This is a genomic window from Gordonia sp. LMA484, assembly GCF_058129505.1.
This window is the reverse complement of the sequence record NZ_CM176700.1, coordinates 2,311,876-2,328,295: the sequence shown is the minus strand read 5'-3', so window position 1 is coordinate 2,328,295 and position 16,420 is coordinate 2,311,876. Positions and strand designations below refer to the sequence as shown.

The following is a 16,420-nucleotide window of genomic DNA, read 5'->3' as shown; positions in this document are numbered from 1 at the left end:
AAGGGCACATCATGAACGCAGCGCACACGCACTACCGCGGACCTCAGGGAATGGACAATGTCTTCAACGGCGTGGTGCGGTGGCTCGTCGATCGCGGTATCAATCTGGCCGGAGCGCAGACCTTGACGGTCACCGGTCGGGTCAGTGGGAATCCGCAGACAGTGCCGGTCAACCCGATGACGTACGAGGGTCGCGAGTATCTCGTCGCTCCCCGCGGCACCACGCAGTGGGTGCGAAACGTGCGGGTGAACAATGCCGGAGAGCTACGCCGGGGACGGCGTCGGCGCGCGATCACCCTGGTCGAGGTGCCCGCTGCCGATCGCGCACCGATGATCCGGGCCTACCTCGACAAGTGGGGCTGGGAGGTCAAGCGCTTCCTGCCGGAGGGGATGAGTGATGATCCCGACGACGCAGCGATCGCCGCGCACGTCGACGCTCTGCCGGTGTTCGAGATCCGCTGAAGTCACGGTGGCCGTCCTCCTGCCCGGCCGCGGCCCGAACTACGATGCGGGAGTGGTGACCGCCGTTCCGTCCTCGTCCGGCTCCGCCGGTGCGGATGCCGAACGGAGCGGACGGTGGGTGATGCACCTCGACATGGATGCATTCTTTGCGTCGGTGGAGCAGCTCACGCGGCCCACTCTGCGAGGCCGACCGGTGCTGGTCGGCGGAACCGGCGGTCGTGGTGTGGTGGCCGGGGCCAGCTACGCGGCGCGCGCCTACGGGGCCCGCTCGGCCATGCCGATGCATCAGGCGCGGCGACTGATCGGTGCAGGTGCCGTCGTACTGCCGCCGCGCGGATCGGTCTATCGGGTGGTGAGCGCCAGGATTTTCGGTCTGGTCAGGGACGCGATCCCGGTCATCGAGATGCTCTCGTTCGACGAGGCGTTCGGAGAGCCGGAAGAGCTGGCCGGTGCGACGGTCGAGGATGTCACGGCGTTCGCCGAACGGCTCCGCGCGCAGATCCGGGACACGGTGGGCATCTCCGCGTCGGTGGGGTTCGGGAGCGGCAAACAGATCGCCAAGATCGCGTCCGGACTCGCCAAACCCGATGGGGTGATGGCGATTCCACCAAGTCGTGAACTCGCTTTCCTCCATGCGCTACCGGTGCGCAAGTTGTGGGGAATCGGTCCGGTGTCCGGGGACAAGCTCCACCGATTGGGGATCGAGACGATCGGCGACTTCGCGGAGCTGTCGGACCTCGAGGTCGTCTCGGTGCTCGGCGCCACTGTCGGTCCCGCACTGCACCGCCTCGCGCAAGGGATTGATGACCGTCCGGTGACCGAGCGGGCATCGGCCAAGCAGATCAGCGCCGAGTCGACCTTCCCGCGCGATCTGGTGGAACTCGACGAACTGCGGCCGGCGATCGAGTCCGCCGCCGAGGGTGCCCATCGGCGACTGCTGTCGGACGGGCGTGGGGCCCGGACGGTGGTGCTCAAACTCAAGCGGTCGGACATGTCCGTGCTGACCCGGTCGACGACGTTGGCGGCGGCGACGACGGAGCTGTCCGTCCTCACCTCGGCCGCCCAGCGTCTCGCACTCGATCCGCGGAGCATCGGGCCGATCCGTCTGGTGGGCGTCGGCTACTCGGGTCTGACTGCTGTGCAGCAGTTCTCGCTGTTCGGTGACCTGGATGAGGGAGAGTCGGCCATGGCCGTCATCGATGACGATGCGTTCGAGGCCGGATTCGTGGCGGCAGGACCGGTGGAATCGGTGCCGGGTGAAGCGGCGGATGGTGCTGCTGCCGAGCATGATTCCGAGGTCGACGCGGGTGCCCGCTGGGAAACCGGCAGCGATGTCGTGCATCCTGACCATGGTCATGGATGGGTACAGGGGAGCGGGCACGGTGTGGTGACCGTGCGATTCGAGACGCGGGCCACAGGACCGGGCCGGGCGATGACCTTTCCGGCCGAGGATCCGCGGCTCCAGCGGGCCGATCCGCTGGACAGTCTGGCGTGGCCGGGGGTCAATACTGTTGCGCAGGAAGTGGATGTCGAACAGCAGGCGCGAGAGACGCGAGCGGAGTGAGGCGCCGATCGGACAGTCACGAAAGGGTTGCCCTTCGTGACGCGTCCTCGCAGGCTCCTCGTGGGCGTGGGCGTGGGCGTGGGCGTGGGCGTGGGCGTGGGCGTGGGCGTGGGCGTGGGCGTGACGCTTGCAAGTGTGCTTCTCAAAACCCCGATCCCTGAGGAGGTTCGGAGCGATAGCGGAGGACCGTCACGAAGGGTCGCCCTTCGTGACGCATCCTCGCAGGCTCGGAGGCTCCTCAGGGGGCGTGTGGTGGCGTCCGCAGGCTCGGAGGCTCCTCAGGGGCGTGTGGTGGCGTTCGCAAGCTCGGAGGCTCCTCAGGGGGCGTGTGGTGAGGTTCGCAGGCTCGCAGGCTCGTCGGGGGGCGTGGGGTGAGGCTCGCGAGCCGGTACAGGCCCGTGGCTACCCGCGGTGAGGATCGCTCGCGCGGAAGAACTCTCGGACGTCGTCGGGGGAGGCGCCGGTGGAGAGGAGCGCCAGCAACGCGATCCGCGCCTGGGGTGCGCGTAGCCAACGCGACACGATGGCACCGGCGCGTTCCAGGTCGACGGCCCCGCCACCGCCGCCATAGGTGGGGACGACCGGTCCGTAGGGGACACGGGTGGTCACCACGACGACGACCCCCTCCCGGACTGCGGCGTTGACCTCGGCGGTGATGTCCGGGTGCGTATTCCCGGAACCCTTGCCGGCCAATACGATTCCGGACGCTCGCTGGTCTACCGCCGCCGCGATGAGGCCCGGTGACACCCCGGGGTACAGGCTGAACGCGTCGACACGCACACGTGCGGTCCGCGCTCCGGTGACACCAACCGTCAGTCGTGGAAGCGCATCGTGGATGTTGTCGAACGCGGCCAGATCGGTGGTCGACGCCTTGAAGATGCCTCGGGCTGAACGGATCTCACCTCCCATCGCGACGAGGACACCGCGACCGACGCTCTCGGGCAACGTGATCGCGCCCACCGCTGCCGCGATGTTTGCGGGACCGTCCGAGGACGGGGCGTCGGACGGGAGCTGGGCGCCCGTGAACACCACCGGACGGTCGTCGGTGTGGAAGAGATCCACCAGATACGACGTCTCCTCGAGAGTGTCGGTGCCGTGGGTCACCACCACGCCTGCGACGGTCGGATCGTCGAGGGCTGCGACGACCGCGTCCACGATCGTGAATTGATCGGCAACGGTCATCGCCGAGCTGTCCACCGACATGAGGTCGACGCTCACGATGTCGGCATCCGGCGTGTCCGGCAGCAGATCGCGCGCCGCAAGGGCAGGCACCGCGCCGTCGGAGGTGGTCTGCGCCGCGATGGTGCCGCCGGTGGTGATCAGGACGATGCGCGTGGCCGTCATGGAGTCCAAGGTTAGGGGGTCACAGATGTGACATCGGGATTCTCGGGAACCTGGGTGCGCCGTCGAGCGTTGGGCCTCCGACGTGCGACTTCCCGTCCCGAATGTTGGGCGCGGCGCCGTCGATTTGGCATAGTGGTGGAAGTTTTGGCGGCCCCGAGGGGGGTATGTCGGCCAGAAACTGCCAGGATCTGCGGGGAAGAGACCGCCCGCGGACCGGACGAACGACAGTAAGGGAGATCGGTGAAGTTTCCGAAGATCGTGACCGCCGTGTTGATCGCGGGGTCGGTGGCAGCATCGGTGGCCGCCTGCGGCAGCGATGACAACGACGTCCCATCCGTGCCGACGGTGTCGTCGGCGGCGACCTCGGCCTCGTCGGGTGAGGGTGGCGGGGTGACCGACCCGAACACGCGGCCCTCGGTGGCGACGCTGAATCAGATGCTGGAACAGGCGCTCGACCCGAACGTGCCGAACACCGAGAAGACCGATCTGGTCGAGGGTTCCTCGGCAGACCCGGCCATCTTCGACGAGCTGGTCAAGGCCAAGCAGGACAATCCGGACGTCACCTACGAGATCTATCCTCCGGTCATTCCGGCCGGACCCAACAAGGCGACGGTGAAGGTGCAGGTCAAGCTGCCCGACAACCCGCCGACCAAGCTCGATGCGAGCATCGTCTACACGGACGGACGGTGGAAGCTCTCACGCGACACCGTGTGCCCGCTCATCACCGCGAACAACGTGAAGACGCCGATGTGCACGACTGCGGCGTCGAGTTCGCAGGCACCCAACTGATCTGAGATCACCGACTGATCATCGCGATCAGCGACCCTCGGGCCGACGGCATGAGTTCCGACTCACGCCGTCGGCCCGAGTCGTCTGGGCCGGTCGTGCCGGCCGGTCTGTCGGGCAGGCTCCTGGGGACGTCTGGTCACTCGGCGCACGCTGAGTCGTCCGGTCACCGCCACGCGACGGACAGGCCGGTCTGCTGCAACAGCGGCTGCGCAGGATCGGAGCCGACGAGTTCACGCGCCCCGGTCATCGTGATGGTGCCGGACTCCGGGAGCGCACGCCCGACATCGAGCGTGATCTGGCCGGTCCCGGCATTGGAGAACCGAGAGATCGTCAGGGTGCGGTCGGACCCGGGGATCATGAACACCGAATTCACTGGCGTCTCCTCGACCGTGACGTCGAGCGTCATCGCGTCGCCCGACCAGCTGCGCAGCGTCGCCTCGATGTGCTGGGTCACGGTCACCGCCGCGCTGATCGTGCGTTCCACCCGCCAGCGCGCGCCCGACCCGATCGGCTCGGTCGGCACCGGCACCGACAGCTGCAGGGACTGCAGCAACGACTGCTCGATGGCCAGTCGTGCTTCTGGGCCCTCATCCTCCGCGGGCACCAGGCGCAGGGAGATCGGGGTCGAACCCGGCCCGATCGCGAGCCCGGCCGACGACCCCTCCGCAGGACGCAACTGGTCCGCGAGGGTCGAGTCGGGCGAGGTGACGGTCCCCAACGTCATCTCCAGGTCAGTGGGGTCGGTGCACCCGAACAGTGCTCGCAGCGGCATCTCGACGGTCTGGGCCTGGCTGTCGGTGGCCGAGGCCACTGACGATGTCGTCACGAGCGTCACCGATTGTGGACTGCTGCGGTCGGGCTCGGCGACGGCGACACGTTTGTCCCCGGTCCCGGCGTCGACGACGGTCACCGTGGCCGGCGGGATCGACAGCAGGTTCACACCGTCTCGACCCGAGGTCGAGTCGTTCGTACAGCCCGCCGACTGCGTCGCGGCGTCGCCGCCGTCGGTCTGATTGTCGGAACCACAGCCGGTGAGGCCGATGAGCAGAGCCGCCGCGGCAGCGAGACGGGCGAGACGGGGGTACACGGCAGCCAGGGTATTGGAGGCCTCGTGGATGATGATGGGGTGGATGATGGAGTCATGAGTCAATCGACACCCGGGCCGGTCGACGGGGGTGAGCCGGCGGGCGTCGATGCCACGTCCCCCGCGGACGGCGACGCTTCCGCGCCACGGGGTGGGCATCACTCGGCGCCGAGGGATCGTCGGAACCTCCGGGTGGTGTGGACGTTGCTGGCCATCGCCGCCACCGTCATCGGCCTCGATGTGCTGACCAAGACGTTGGCCGTGGCCCATCTCGACCCTGCCGAACCGGTGCACATCGCCGGAGACTTCGTGACGCTGCGGCTGGTCCGAAACAGCGGCGCCGCCTTCTCGATGGCGTCCGGTTACACCTGGGTGCTGACCATCGTGGCGTTGTGTGTGGTGATCGGCATCGTGCGCTACAGCAGTCGGCTGCGTTCGGCTTGGTGGATCGTCGGACTCGGTTTGGTGCTCGGCGGTGCCATGGGCAATCTCGCGGACCGCATCTTCCGGTCACCCGGAGTGTTGCGTGGGCACGTCGTCGACTTCGTGTCAGTCGGCTGGTGGCCGGTGTTCAACGTCGCCGACTCGGCGGTCGTGTGTGGTGCCGTCCTCTTGGTCGCCCTGTCCCTGTTGGGCTTCGAGTACGACGGCTCCCGCACCGGCTGGGCGGCCCATCGCGCCGAACGCGGCCACGCGGATCGATCGACCGCGGGGGAGGACGCCGATGCGTGAGTCGCGCTCCATGCCCGTCCCCGACGGGCTCGACGGGATGCGACTCGACGCCGGGGTGGCGCGCATCCTAGGGCTGTCCCGGACCGTGGCCGCCACACTCGCCGAGGACGGCGACGTCACCGTCGACGGCGTCGCGGTCGGCAAGTCGCACAAGTTGGCGGCCGGAAGCTGGCTCGACGTCACGCTGCCCGAACCCGCCGAGCCGCTGCGCATCGAACCGACCCCGGTCGAGGGCATGGAGATCATCTACCACGACTCGGACATCATCGTGGTGGACAAACCGATCGGCGTCGCGGCGCACCCGTCGCAGGGCTGGACCGGTCCGACGGTGGTCGGAGCGCTCGACGCGGCGGGCTACCGGATCGCGACGTCGGGTGCCCAGGAGCGTCAGGGAATCGTCTCCCGCCTGGACGTCGGCACCTCGGGGGTGATGGTCGTGGCGGTGTCCGAGCGCGCGTATTCGCTACTCAAACGTGCATTCAAGGAGCGTGAGGTCGACAAGGGCTATCACGCGCTGGTGCAGGGGCATCTCGATCCGCCGGAGGGCACGATCGATGCGCCCATCGGCCGCCACCGGGGCAGCGACTGGAAGTTCGCGGTAACGGCGAACGGGAAGCCGTCGGTGACCCACTACGACACACTGGAGATGTTCGCGTCGGCGTCGCTGCTCGACATCCACCTCGAGACCGGCCGAACCCACCAGATCCGCGTGCACTTCTCCGCACTGCATCATCCGTGCTGCGGCGACCTCACCTACGGCGCCGATCCCGTCCTGGCCAAGCGGCTCGGGCTGGACCGGCAGTGGTTGCACGCACGGTCGCTGTCGTTTGCGCATCCCGCGGATGGACGGCAGGTCACCTTCACCAGCCCGTATCCGGCGGACCTGCAGCAGGCTCTGGACCGGTTGCGCGACGCCTGACGGTGTGCGGCCGATCCGTCGAGGTCCGCGAGTGACTCAGCTCCCCAGCCCGACGTCGCGGGCCAGTGCGACAGCTTGTGCCCGATCGCGCACACCCAGCTTCGCGAAGACGTGCCGCACATGCGTTTTCACCGTCGCCATGCTGATGAAGAGTTCCGCCGCGATCTCCGCGTTGGAGCGTCCCGAGCCGATCAGCCCGAGGATCTCCAGCTCTCGGTCACTGAGATCGCCGTAGCCCGGGGGGAGTCGAGTGGGCACCGGCGGTCTGTCGCTGAAATGAGCCATCAGCCTCGACAACACGCTCGGAGCGACGACCGGCTGACCGTCCGCAGTCGCGCGGACAGCATCGACCAGTGCTTCCGCGGTGGCGTCTTTCAGCAGAAATCCCGAGGCACCCGAGCGGAGTGCGTCGACGACGTGCTGATCGAGGTCGAACGTGGTGAGTACCAGAACGCGGATTCCGGTGTTCTCGGCGATGATCCGTCGGGTCGCCTCCACGCCGTCCATCCCGGGCATCCGCACATCCATCAACACCACGTCCGGCACCAGTGCGCGGGCGGCGTCCACGGCTTGGCGGCCGTCGGCCGCCTCACCGACCACCTCGACGCCGCCGAACTCGAGGATCATCCGTAACCCGTGCCGCACGAGATCCTGGTCGTCGACGACGAGCACCCGGATCATCGGTCGCTCTGTGCGTCGCGGGGGATGGCGGCCCGGACGGTGAACTGCCCACCCAGTTCGTCGGCGTCGAAGGTGCCGCCGAGCAGTTCGGCGCGATGCCGCATGCCGGTGAGCCCGCGCCCGGACCCGCCGGCCGCTCCGGAAGCACTGTCCTTGTCCGAGACCGTGGGATTGGCCGAGCGGATCTCCACCCGGTGCGGGGTCCAGTCGATGGCCAGGTCGACGTGCTGTCCGGGGGCGTGCCGGCCCGCGTTGGTCAGGCATTCGCGGACGATGCGGCGAACGGCGAGACTGACGGGAGAGCTCTGCGCCGCGGGCGAACCGGTGATCGTGAGGGTGTTGGGTATGCCGGCCACATCGGCGGTGCGTGCGATCGCAGCGACGTCGCGGTCCCGGTCGTCGTTGTCATCGGCAGCCGGTGCGAGCACCTCGAGTACCTGACGCATCTGCGCCAGGGTCCGATGGGCGGTCGTCCGGATCGTCTCGAGCGGTTCTTCGGCTCGTTCGGGGCACATCCGCAGCGCGACCGTGGCGGCCTCCGCCTGAATCGAGATCAGGGTCACCTCGTGGCCCACGACATCGTGGAGTTCCCGTGCGATCCGAGATCGTTCGGCTTCCACCGCAGCCTGCTCCGCGTGCCGGCGCTCGGCTCGCAGCTGCGCGGTCAGGGCCCGCAGCCGCGCGTTCTGCCATTGCTGATGTCGCACCACCAGTCCGGCTGCGGTCGGTGCCACCACGACGAGCGCCGCGCCGACCGCCGCGACCGGCTGTTCGGGACCGAGCAGGGTGCCGATGACGGAGACGATCACCGCCCACACCGTCACGCCGAAGGCCGCGAGGAGCGGCCGACCCCGCACCCCGACGGAGTAGAACTGCAGGATGACCGCGACGAAACCGAGAATCGGGAAGCCATCGAGCGGGATCAGCCAGAAGCACGATGCGACGAAGGCCGAGGGGATCGGGAATGTCCGGCGCCACGCCAGGGGCAGCAGCGATCCGAGCACATAGACGACGCCGACGAGTGGTGCGGCGATCGGGACGAACGCATGCTGCACCAGTCCGGCGACCACGAACACCAGGGCGAGCGCGGCATCCGATCCAGTGCTGCGCAGCCACCTGACTCCGGTCACCCACAGAGCGTAAGTGGAGTCACCGGGATACGTCATCAGCCCGTGGGCTGACTCGCCGACCAGCCCGTGGGCCGATCGGAATCGGTCCGGCGGTCGATGCGCCGACCGTATCCGGATTCCTACCGTCAGTGGTGGCAGGCCCAACCCGGGCGCCACCGCGACGAACGGAAAGATCATGACCACAACAGAACTCGATGCCAGACAGACGTACCTCGGAGCGACGGCCCATGCGGGGGACCGCATCGCACGGACCAGCGCGCGTTTCGGGCTGGCCTTCGCCCTGTGTCAACTGGCCGTGATGGTGGTGATGATCGCGGTGGTGCTGCCCCATGGTGGGCAGCGAACCGATCCGGCGGTCGATCGCGGCACCGGTGTCCTCGACGCCGCCGACCTCTATCGGGCCGGGAACTACGCCTTCATGGTCGCCGGGATGCTGTTGCTCGGGTTTCTCGGCGTGGTCTGGGCCCGACTGTGCCGCGCCGATCGGTCCGGGGTACTGGCGGTCGTCGCCGTCGCGGCGGGCACTCTGCTGGCGCTGATCTGGCCGCTGACGGGAATGCTGCACGATGTTGCACTCGAGACAGCGCAGGCCGGCGCCGACGTGCGCGTCCTCGCCGGCTGGGATGCGGTCGCACCCTTCGGACTGGCATTCTCGGCGCTGCCCCGCGCCTTGTTCGTCGGCGCCATCGTGCTGGGCCTGCGGCGCACACATGCGGCCCGGTGGCTGCGACGAAGCGGCCTGGCTCTCATCCCGCTCGCGTTGGTCGGCAGCGCCACCCTCGTCGTCCCGGCGGTCTTCCCCGTCCTCGCGCTCGGCACACTCGGATATGAGCTCTGGGTCGCCGCACTGGCCTGGCACTGGTTGCGGACTGTGTCGGACGAACACGACGTCGAACACGCCGTCGGCGACGTGCGTGCCGCCTGAGGGAGCGACACGCCGGTCCCGACACACCGACTCATCGCCTCATCCGTCACAGCCGGGCGCGCCCCACGGAGACTGTCCGAGTCGCGGCCTAAAGTGGAGAAGCCTTGTCGGCGGGGCCGGATTTTCGGCGCCCGCGGGCGGGGAGATGATCGATCGTTGGCAAGCAGTCGAGGTGAGAGGCGTCCGTGGCCGATTCGTTTGTTCACCTGCACAACCACACCGAGTACTCGATGCTCGATGGCGCAGCAAAGGTGTCACCGCTGTTCGCCGAGGCCAAACGCCTCGGGATGACCGCGATCGGCATGACCGACCACGGCAACATGTTCGGCGCGAGCGAGTTCTACAACACCGCGGTCGAGAACGACATCAAGCCGATCATCGGCATCGAGGCGTACATCGCGCCGGAATCGCGGTTCAACACCAAACGTGTCACCTGGGGTACCCGCGATCAGAAGGACGACGACGTCTCCGGTAGCGGCGCCTATACGCACATGACGATGGTGGCCGAGAACGCCACCGGCCTGCGCAACCTGTTCAAACTGTCCTCGCTCGCCTCGATCGAGGGCCAGCTCGGCAAATGGTCCCGGATGGATGCCGACCTCATCGCGGAGTACGCCGAGGGGATCATCGCGACCACCGGCTGTCCGTCGGGTGAGGTGCAGACCCGCCTGCGGCTCGGCCACGACCGCGAGGCGCTCGAAGCCGCCGCGAAATGGCAGGAGATCTTCGGCAAGGAGAACTTCTACCTCGAACTGATGGAGCACGGGCTCGAGATCGAGCGACGGGTGCGCGACGGGCTCCTGGAGATCGGCCGCACACTCGGCATCAAGCCGCTGGTCACCAACGACTGCCATTACGTCACGAAGGAACACGCGAAGAGTCACGAGGCGTTGCTGTGCGTGCAGACCGGCAAGACTCTCTCGGATCCCACCCGGTTCAAGTTCGACGGTGACGGCTATTACCTGAAGTCCGCCGACGAGATGCGCACACTGTGGGACGACGTCGTACCCGGCGCCTGCGACTCCACGCTGGAGATCGGTGAGCGCGTCCAGAGTTACAAGGAAGTGTTCACCCATCACGACCGGATGCCGATCTTCCCGGTGCCCGAAGGGGAGTCGCAGCAGACCTGGTTGCGCAAGGAGGTCGCGCACGGTCTCGCCGAGCGTCGATTCCCGGGTGCGCAGGTGCCCGAGGAATACCAGCAGCGAGCCAACTATGAACTCGACGTCATCATCCAGATGGGCTTCCCGGCCTACTTCCTGGTGGTCGGTGACCTGATCCGGCATGCGCAAGAAGTCGGCATCCGGGTCGGCCCGGGCCGAGGGTCGGCCGCCGGGTCGCTGGTCGCATGGGCGTTGGGTATCACCAACATCGACCCCATCCCGCACGGACTGCTGTTCGAGCGATTCCTCAATCCAGAGCGCGTGTCCATGCCCGACATCGACATCGACTTCGACGACCGTCGTCGCGGGGAGATGGTGCGTTATGCGACGGAGCGATGGGGCAGCGACAAGGTCGCCCAGGTCATCACCTTCGGCACCATCAAGACCAAGGCCGCGATCAAGGACTCCGCCCGAGTCCAGTTCGGCCAGCCGGGTTTTGCCATCGCCGACCGGATCACCAAGGCGTTGCCGCCGCCCATCATGGCCAAGGACATCCCGGTCTGGGGAATCACGAACTCGGAGCACGAGCGCTACGCCGAGGCCACCGAGGTCCGGACCCTCATCGAGACCGACCCGGACGTCAAGAAGATCTACGACACCGCACTCGGTCTCGAAGGACTGATCCGTAACGCCGGTGTGCACGCCTGCGCGGTGATCATGTCCTCGGAGCCGCTGACCGACGCGATCCCGGTGTGGAAACGCGCCCAGGACGGCGCGATCATCACCGGCTGGGACTATCCGTCGTGCGAGGCCATCGGTCTGCTGAAGATGGACTTCCTCGGTCTGCGCAACCTCACCGTCATCGGTGATGCGATCGAGAACATCAAGACCAACCGCGGCATCGACCTCGACCTCGACGCAGCCCCGCTGGACGATCCCAAAACCTACGAGCTGCTCGCCCGCGGTGACACGCTCGGCGTGTTCCAGCTCGACGGCGGGGCCATGCGAGAGCTTCTCAAACGCATGCAGCCCACCGGGTTCGACGACATCGTCGCGGTCCTGGCGCTGTACCGCCCCGGCCCGATGGGCATGAACGCGCACAACGACTACGCCGATCGCAAGAACGGCCGTCAGCAGGTCAAGCCGATCCATCCGGAACTCGAGGAACCGCTCAAGGAGATCCTGGCCGACACCTACGGCCTGATCGTCTACCAAGAGCAGATCATGCAGATCGCGCAGAAGGTCGCCGGGTACTCGCTCGGCCGAGCCGACATCCTGCGCCGCGCGATGGGTAAGAAGAAGGCCTCGGTGCTCGAGGCCGAGTTCGAGGGCTTCGAGGCCGGTATGCAGGCCAACGGGTTCTCCAAGGCCGCCATCAAGGCGTTGTGGGACACCATCCTCCCGTTCGCGGGCTACGCGTTCAACAAGTCGCACGCCGCCGGCTACGGACTCGTCTCGTTCTGGACGGCCTACCTCAAGGCGAACTACAAGGCCGAGTACATGGCCGGCCTGCTCACCTCGGTGGGCGACGACAAGGACAAGGCGGCGATCTATCTCGCCGACTGCCGCAAACTCGGGATCACGGTGCTGCCGCCGGACGTCAACGAGTCGCAGCGCAACTTCGCCGCTGTCGGTGGTGACATCCGATTCGGCCTCGCCGCGGTCCGCAACGTCGGCACGGGTGTGGTGTCGTCGATCCTGGCCGCACGGGAAGAGAAGGGGAAGTTCACCAGCTTCTCGGATTACCTCGGCAAGATCGACGTGACGGCGTGCAACAAGAAGGTCACCGAGTCGCTGATCAAGGCCGGCGCCTTCGACTCGCTCAATCATCCGCGCAAGGGACTGTTCCTGGTCCACGGCGACGCCGTCGAATCGGTCATCGGCACCAAGAAGGCCGAGGCCATCGGCCAATTCGATCTGTTCGGTGATGCCGGCGGTGCGGACGACAGCATGGCCGAGGTCTTCGCGGTCAAGGTTCCCGACGAGGAGTGGGAGTCCAAACACAAGCTGGCGCTGGAACGCGAGATGTTGGGCCTGTACGTGTCCGACCATCCGCTCGCCGGTGTCGCACATGCCATCGTGGCCCAGACCGACACGTCGATCACGGCGCTGCTCGAGGGTACGGTGCCCGACGGCGCGCAGATCACCATCGGTGGCATCATCTCCGCGGTCAACCGCCGGGTCAACAAGAAGGGTGAGCCGTATGCGGTGGTCACCCTCGAGGACATGGTCGGCGGCGTGGAGGTCTACTTCTTCCCACGCGCGTTCTCGGTGTACGGACTCGACATCGTCGCCGACAACATCGTGCTGATCAAGGCAAGGGTCAACGTCCGCGACGACAGCACGATGATCAGCGCGAACGACCTGGCGGTCCCAGACCTGGCGGTCGTCGGCACGGCCAAACCGGTGGCACTCACACTGAGCGCGCGGTCCTGCACACCCGACCGGGTCCAGGCCCTCAAACAGGTCCTGACCAGGCACCCCGGCACCGCGGACGTGCACGTGACACTCGTCAGCGAGCAACGGTCGACGGTGCTGCGACTGACCGAGGCACTGCGGGTCACGCCGAGTTCGGCTCTGATGGGGGACCTCAAAGCGTTACTCGGACCGAGCTGCTTCGGCACCTGACGCTCCCGGCCGGCCCTGTCGCTCCCGGGAGCCGGACATGAAAGTCACCACATCCGAACCGGAGATTTCGGCGCGCCGAACATTTTAGTTCAGGCTGCGTTACACTCGGATCAGTGGAGATCATCCCGACCGGATCGCCACGGACCGTGAGGAGCGAGCATGACCGCAGCGAATGTCACCGCGCTGGTCGAGGTCCGCACGGCCCGAACCAGCACGAGGCACCCCGTCATCGAGATCGCCGGCGTGCGGTGGCCCGCCTACAAGATCCACGCGGTGCTGGTGGCCGCGGTGGCCGCGCTGCTCACCTTCGCGTTCATCGGTACGGGCCAGGCCGCTGCCCTGGTGTCCGGCGCGGCGCTCGTCACCGTCTGGTGGGCCGAGCGGGTCTGGTTCGCGAGGTTCGCGCGACCCCGTCGATCCTGAGCGGTCGTTCTCACTGGCCCGGATGGGCCGCCGTGGCGCCTCGATCGAATCCGCCCGGGATCTCGTAGATTCGTCCGTCGAAGCCCGCCCGGTACAGGTGTCCCGCCGAGAAGCCACGGTCACCACGGCCGTAGGAGAGCACGCTCGACGTACCGAGTCCCGAAGCGAGCACGCAGTATCGGCCCGGTGAGGTGATCCGGACGATCTGCCCGGCGCCGTTGAACGGCACCACCGGCCGGTCCTTGGCGTCCACCGTCAACCCGTCCGGGCCGGCGGTGATGTCCCCGCCGAGGTTCAGGAGGCTCTGCACCACACGCGGGTTGGCCGTCGAGATGCGGCTGACACCGGGATTGACAAAGGTGCGCGACACGTAGAGCCACCGATCGCCCCGGCCGAGGACGGCCCCGTTGGCGCTGGGCAGCGAACCCCAGTCTGCCTGGACGACGCCGTTGGGATACACGCGCCCGATGAGATTGGCGAAATCGTTGGTGGCGTGGACGATTCCGTTTGCCGACACATCCATGCCGTCGGCCGCCGACAGTCCACGCACCCAGGGGCGCATCGCCAGGGTGTTCACGTTCAGCCGTGCGATGCCCGCATGTCGGAGCACATCGCCGACGACCACCCGGGGATCAGCGCCATAGCCCACGAGCAGGGCGCCGTCGCGGGCCCATGCCAGACCGCCGGCTCCGCTCTCCGGGACCCGCGCTATCGGCACCGCCCGGGCGCCCGGTGCGGACAGCCGAAACACCCGGCCGGAGAGGATGTCGGTCGTGTACAGGCGGCCGGCGGTATCGACCGTGAGTCCTTCCAGAGCCGCCCCCGGAACGGCGCCGACGAGGCGGGGAGCCTGCCCGGCGCCCGGACAGACCGGGGCTGCGGCCGCCATCCCCGGGGTCAGGGCGCTGATCAGGCCGGCAGCCAGCGCGGCGACCGAGACGGAGACCACGAGACGACGTCGACGCGGACGCCTCGTCGCACCGCGGGCGCCGGGGGAGCCGCTCGCCCAGCGGTTCAGAGAATGGGTGCGTCCGAACATGGCGGCCTCCCGCATCGGTGGGCGCCGTCCGCCGATGGCCATGCACTCACTCAGACTTCTCCGGTGGACGACTGGTTCGTTGACCTGAGGGTGAGTCTAAGCCCGCCGGCGACGGGGAGTCGACCATCGCGAAACGGACATCGACGCGAACGCCGCCCGCCCTCGGGTGAGCACGTGACCTGCCAGGTGAGAGCATGGAGATCGTGAGTACTCAGCAGGCACCGGTTCACCAGCACGGCCCCGCACTGACCGGCGACGCGATCACCGCGTCCGTCACGCGGATCGCCGATGCGGTCGCCCGCACGCCGCTCGAGGACGCCCCGAGGATCTCGGCCGCAGTCGGTGCGCGTGTGCTGCTCAAGCGCGAAGACCTGCAGACCGTGCGCTCCTACAAGATCCGCGGCGCCTACAACGTGATGGCGCAGCTGTCCGAACAGGAACTCGCCCGCGGCGTCGTGGCCGCCAGCGCCGGGAATCATGCGCAGGGCGTCGCCTATGCCTGCCGGTCGATGAAGGTCCACGGCCGGATCTTCGTGCCCACCACCACCCCCAAGCAGAAGCGCGACCGAATCCGTTGGCACGGAGGGGATTTTGTCGAGTTGATCGCGGTCGGTGAGACGTATGACGCCGCTGCGGCCGCGGCCCAGGCCGATGTGATGCGAACCGGCGCGACCTGGATTCACGCGTTCGACGACCCGCGCACCGCGGCCGGGCAGGGCACCATCGCCTACGAGATCGTCGAGCAGCTCGGCGCGGTACCCGACGTCGTCGTCGCACCCGTCGGAGGCGGCGGATGCCTTGCGGGAATCGCGACCTACCTGCGCTCCAAGCGTGACGACGTCGCGATCGTGGGCGTCGAACCCACAGGGGCCGCGTCGCTGGCCGCAGCACTCGCCGCGGGCGGCCCGGTGACGCTCGACGTCATCGACTCCTTTGTCGATGGTGCGGCGGTGAAACGCATCGGCTCCATCGGATACCGGGTGATGAGCGACCTCGGTGCCACCATCACCGACCATCCGGTTCTCGGGCAGGTCGCGCCGACCCCGGCGGTCGGTGTCCTCGGCGGGGACGAGCCCTATGCCGTACGCCCCGGCAGCGCACACATCACCCACGTCGACGAAGGCGCCATCTGCAGTGCGATGCTCGCGCTGTATCAGAACGAAGGCATCATCGCCGAGCCCGCGGGTGCCTTGTCGGTGGCCGGCCTGGCTGCTCTACGGATTCCCGCCGACGCAACCGTCGTATGTCTGATCTCCGGCGGCAACAACGACGTGTCGCGCTATGGGGAGATCATCGAACGGTCCCTGGTGCACAAAGGTCTCAAGCACTACTTCCTCGTCGACTTCCCACAGGAGCCGGGTGCGTTGCGCCGCTTCCTCGACGAGGTACTCGGCCCCGACGACGACATCACGCTGTTCGAGTACGTCAAACGCAACAACCGGGAGACCGGGGCCGCGCTGGTCGGCATCGAACTCGGTGAACCCGAGGGACTCGCCGGGCTCATGGACCGTATGGCCCACTCGCACCTGCACTGCGAGCGGCTCGAGCCCGGAACGCCGGCATATGACTATCTGACCTGAGCCGGCAGGGCTCCGCGA

14 protein-coding genes are annotated in these 16,420 nt (G+C 67.7%); 9 read left to right on the top strand and 5 right to left on the bottom strand.

Features of this window, described 5'->3' with window-relative positions:
- Window positions 1-11: 11 nt before the first annotated feature.
- Both AC4AMJ_RS10120 and AC4AMJ_RS10115 read left to right on the top strand, forming a co-directional pair.
- Entirely contained in the window at window positions 12-461 is a 450-nt protein-coding gene (locus tag AC4AMJ_RS10120) for a nitroreductase/quinone reductase family protein (RefSeq protein ID WP_489917982.1), read from the top strand.
- 121 nt (window positions 462-582) lie between these two features.
- A complete protein-coding gene (locus AC4AMJ_RS10115; RefSeq protein WP_489900935.1) occupies window positions 583-2,025 on the top strand; it encodes a DNA polymerase IV in 1,443 nt (480 codons plus the stop codon).
- 402 nt (window positions 2,026-2,427) lie between these two features.
- Here the strand turns inward: AC4AMJ_RS10115 and AC4AMJ_RS10110 are convergent, their stop codons facing one another.
- Window positions 2,428-3,369 carry an asparaginase gene (locus tag AC4AMJ_RS10110; RefSeq protein ID WP_489896118.1) on the bottom strand — a complete coding sequence of 314 codons (942 nt, stop codon included), beginning with the start codon at window positions 3,367-3,369 and terminating at the stop codon, window positions 2,428-2,430.
- 240 nt (window positions 3,370-3,609) lie between these two features.
- On the opposite strand from AC4AMJ_RS10110, the gene AC4AMJ_RS10105 reads away from it, so the two are divergent.
- Entirely contained in the window at window positions 3,610-4,158 is a 549-nt protein-coding gene (locus AC4AMJ_RS10105; RefSeq protein WP_489896117.1) for a WKL family lipoprotein, read from the top strand.
- Between the two features lie 163 nt (window positions 4,159-4,321).
- Here the strand turns inward: AC4AMJ_RS10105 and AC4AMJ_RS10100 are convergent, their stop codons facing one another.
- A complete protein-coding gene (locus AC4AMJ_RS10100) occupies window positions 4,322-5,245 on the bottom strand; it encodes a hypothetical protein (protein ID WP_489917981.1) in 924 nt (307 codons plus the stop codon).
- Between the two features lie 54 nt (window positions 5,246-5,299).
- On the opposite strand from AC4AMJ_RS10100, the gene lspA reads away from it, so the two are divergent.
- Window positions 5,300-5,974 (top strand): signal peptidase II, encoded by a 675-nt coding sequence (lspA, locus tag AC4AMJ_RS10095; RefSeq protein WP_489896115.1) that lies wholly within the window; start codon window positions 5,300-5,302, stop codon window positions 5,972-5,974.
- Window positions 5,967-6,893, top strand: coding sequence for an RluA family pseudouridine synthase (locus AC4AMJ_RS10090; RefSeq protein ID WP_489896114.1), 927 nt, complete (start codon window positions 5,967-5,969; stop codon window positions 6,891-6,893). The genes lspA and AC4AMJ_RS10090 overlap by 8 nt, the downstream gene beginning before the upstream one ends.
- Window positions 6,894-6,929: 36 nt before the next feature.
- Here AC4AMJ_RS10090 and AC4AMJ_RS10085 read toward each other — a convergent pair whose 3' ends face one another.
- Complete coding sequence (locus tag AC4AMJ_RS10085; protein ID WP_489896113.1) at window positions 6,930-7,574, bottom strand: response regulator; 645 nt, start codon at window positions 7,572-7,574, stop codon at window positions 6,930-6,932.
- The gene (locus AC4AMJ_RS10080; protein ID WP_489896112.1) at window positions 7,571-8,881 is read right to left on the bottom strand and encodes a sensor histidine kinase; all 1,311 of its coding nucleotides are present in this window, start codon (window positions 8,879-8,881) and stop codon (window positions 7,571-7,573) included. The genes AC4AMJ_RS10085 and AC4AMJ_RS10080 overlap by 4 nt, the downstream gene beginning before the upstream one ends.
- On the opposite strand from AC4AMJ_RS10080, the gene AC4AMJ_RS10075 reads away from it, so the two are divergent.
- From AC4AMJ_RS10075 to AC4AMJ_RS10065, 3 genes are all read left to right on the top strand, one after another.
- Window positions 8,880-9,629 (top strand): hypothetical protein, encoded by a 750-nt coding sequence (locus AC4AMJ_RS10075; protein ID WP_489896111.1) that lies wholly within the window; start codon window positions 8,880-8,882, stop codon window positions 9,627-9,629. The two genes, AC4AMJ_RS10080 and AC4AMJ_RS10075, sit on opposite strands and share 2 nt — an antisense overlap.
- Window positions 9,630-9,814: 185 nt before the next feature.
- The gene (dnaE, locus tag AC4AMJ_RS10070) at window positions 9,815-13,360 is read left to right on the top strand and encodes a DNA polymerase III subunit alpha (protein ID WP_489917980.1); all 3,546 of its coding nucleotides are present in this window, start codon (window positions 9,815-9,817) and stop codon (window positions 13,358-13,360) included.
- 159 nt (window positions 13,361-13,519) lie between these two features.
- Window positions 13,520-13,783: a hypothetical protein gene (locus tag AC4AMJ_RS10065; RefSeq protein ID WP_489917979.1), complete on the top strand. Its 264-nt coding sequence runs from the start codon at window positions 13,520-13,522 to the stop codon at window positions 13,781-13,783.
- 10 nt (window positions 13,784-13,793) lie between these two features.
- On the opposite strand, the gene AC4AMJ_RS10060 is transcribed toward AC4AMJ_RS10065, so the two are convergent.
- A complete protein-coding gene (locus AC4AMJ_RS10060; RefSeq protein ID WP_489918409.1) occupies window positions 13,794-14,708 on the bottom strand; it encodes an SMP-30/gluconolactonase/LRE family protein in 915 nt (304 codons plus the stop codon).
- 308 nt (window positions 14,709-15,016) lie between these two features.
- Here AC4AMJ_RS10060 and ilvA point away from each other — a divergent pair, with 308 nt between their 5' ends.
- Window positions 15,017-16,402 (top strand): threonine ammonia-lyase IlvA, encoded by a 1,386-nt coding sequence (gene ilvA / locus AC4AMJ_RS10055; protein ID WP_489896108.1) that lies wholly within the window; start codon window positions 15,017-15,019, stop codon window positions 16,400-16,402.
- The last annotated feature ends 18 nt before the right edge of the window (window positions 16,403-16,420 follow it).

Bases quoted from the DNA above. Each gene is read 5' to 3' on its own strand.
- AC4AMJ_RS10120 (WP_489917982.1), top strand. From the start codon at position 12: ATGAACGCAGCGCACACGCACTACCGCGGACCTCAGGGAATGGACAAT.
- AC4AMJ_RS10115 (WP_489900935.1), top strand. From the start codon at position 583: ATGCACCTCGACATGGATGCATTCTTTGCGTCGGTGGAGCAGCTCACG.
- AC4AMJ_RS10110 (WP_489896118.1), bottom strand. From the start codon at position 3,369: ATGACGGCCACGCGCATCGTCCTGATCACCACCGGCGGCACCATCGCG.
- lspA (WP_489896115.1), top strand. From the start codon at position 5,300: ATGAGTCAATCGACACCCGGGCCGGTCGACGGGGGTGAGCCGGCGGGC.
- AC4AMJ_RS10090 (WP_489896114.1), top strand. From the start codon at position 5,967: ATGCGTGAGTCGCGCTCCATGCCCGTCCCCGACGGGCTCGACGGGATG.
- AC4AMJ_RS10085 (WP_489896113.1), bottom strand. From the start codon at position 7,574: ATGATCCGGGTGCTCGTCGTCGACGACCAGGATCTCGTGCGGCACGGG.
- AC4AMJ_RS10075 (WP_489896111.1), top strand. From the start codon at position 8,880: ATGACCACAACAGAACTCGATGCCAGACAGACGTACCTCGGAGCGACG.
- AC4AMJ_RS10080 (WP_489896112.1), bottom strand. From the start codon at position 8,881: ATGATCTTTCCGTTCGTCGCGGTGGCGCCCGGGTTGGGCCTGCCACCA.
- AC4AMJ_RS10065 (WP_489917979.1), top strand. From the start codon at position 13,520: ATGACCGCAGCGAATGTCACCGCGCTGGTCGAGGTCCGCACGGCCCGA.
- ilvA (WP_489896108.1), top strand. From the start codon at position 15,017: ATGGAGATCGTGAGTACTCAGCAGGCACCGGTTCACCAGCACGGCCCC.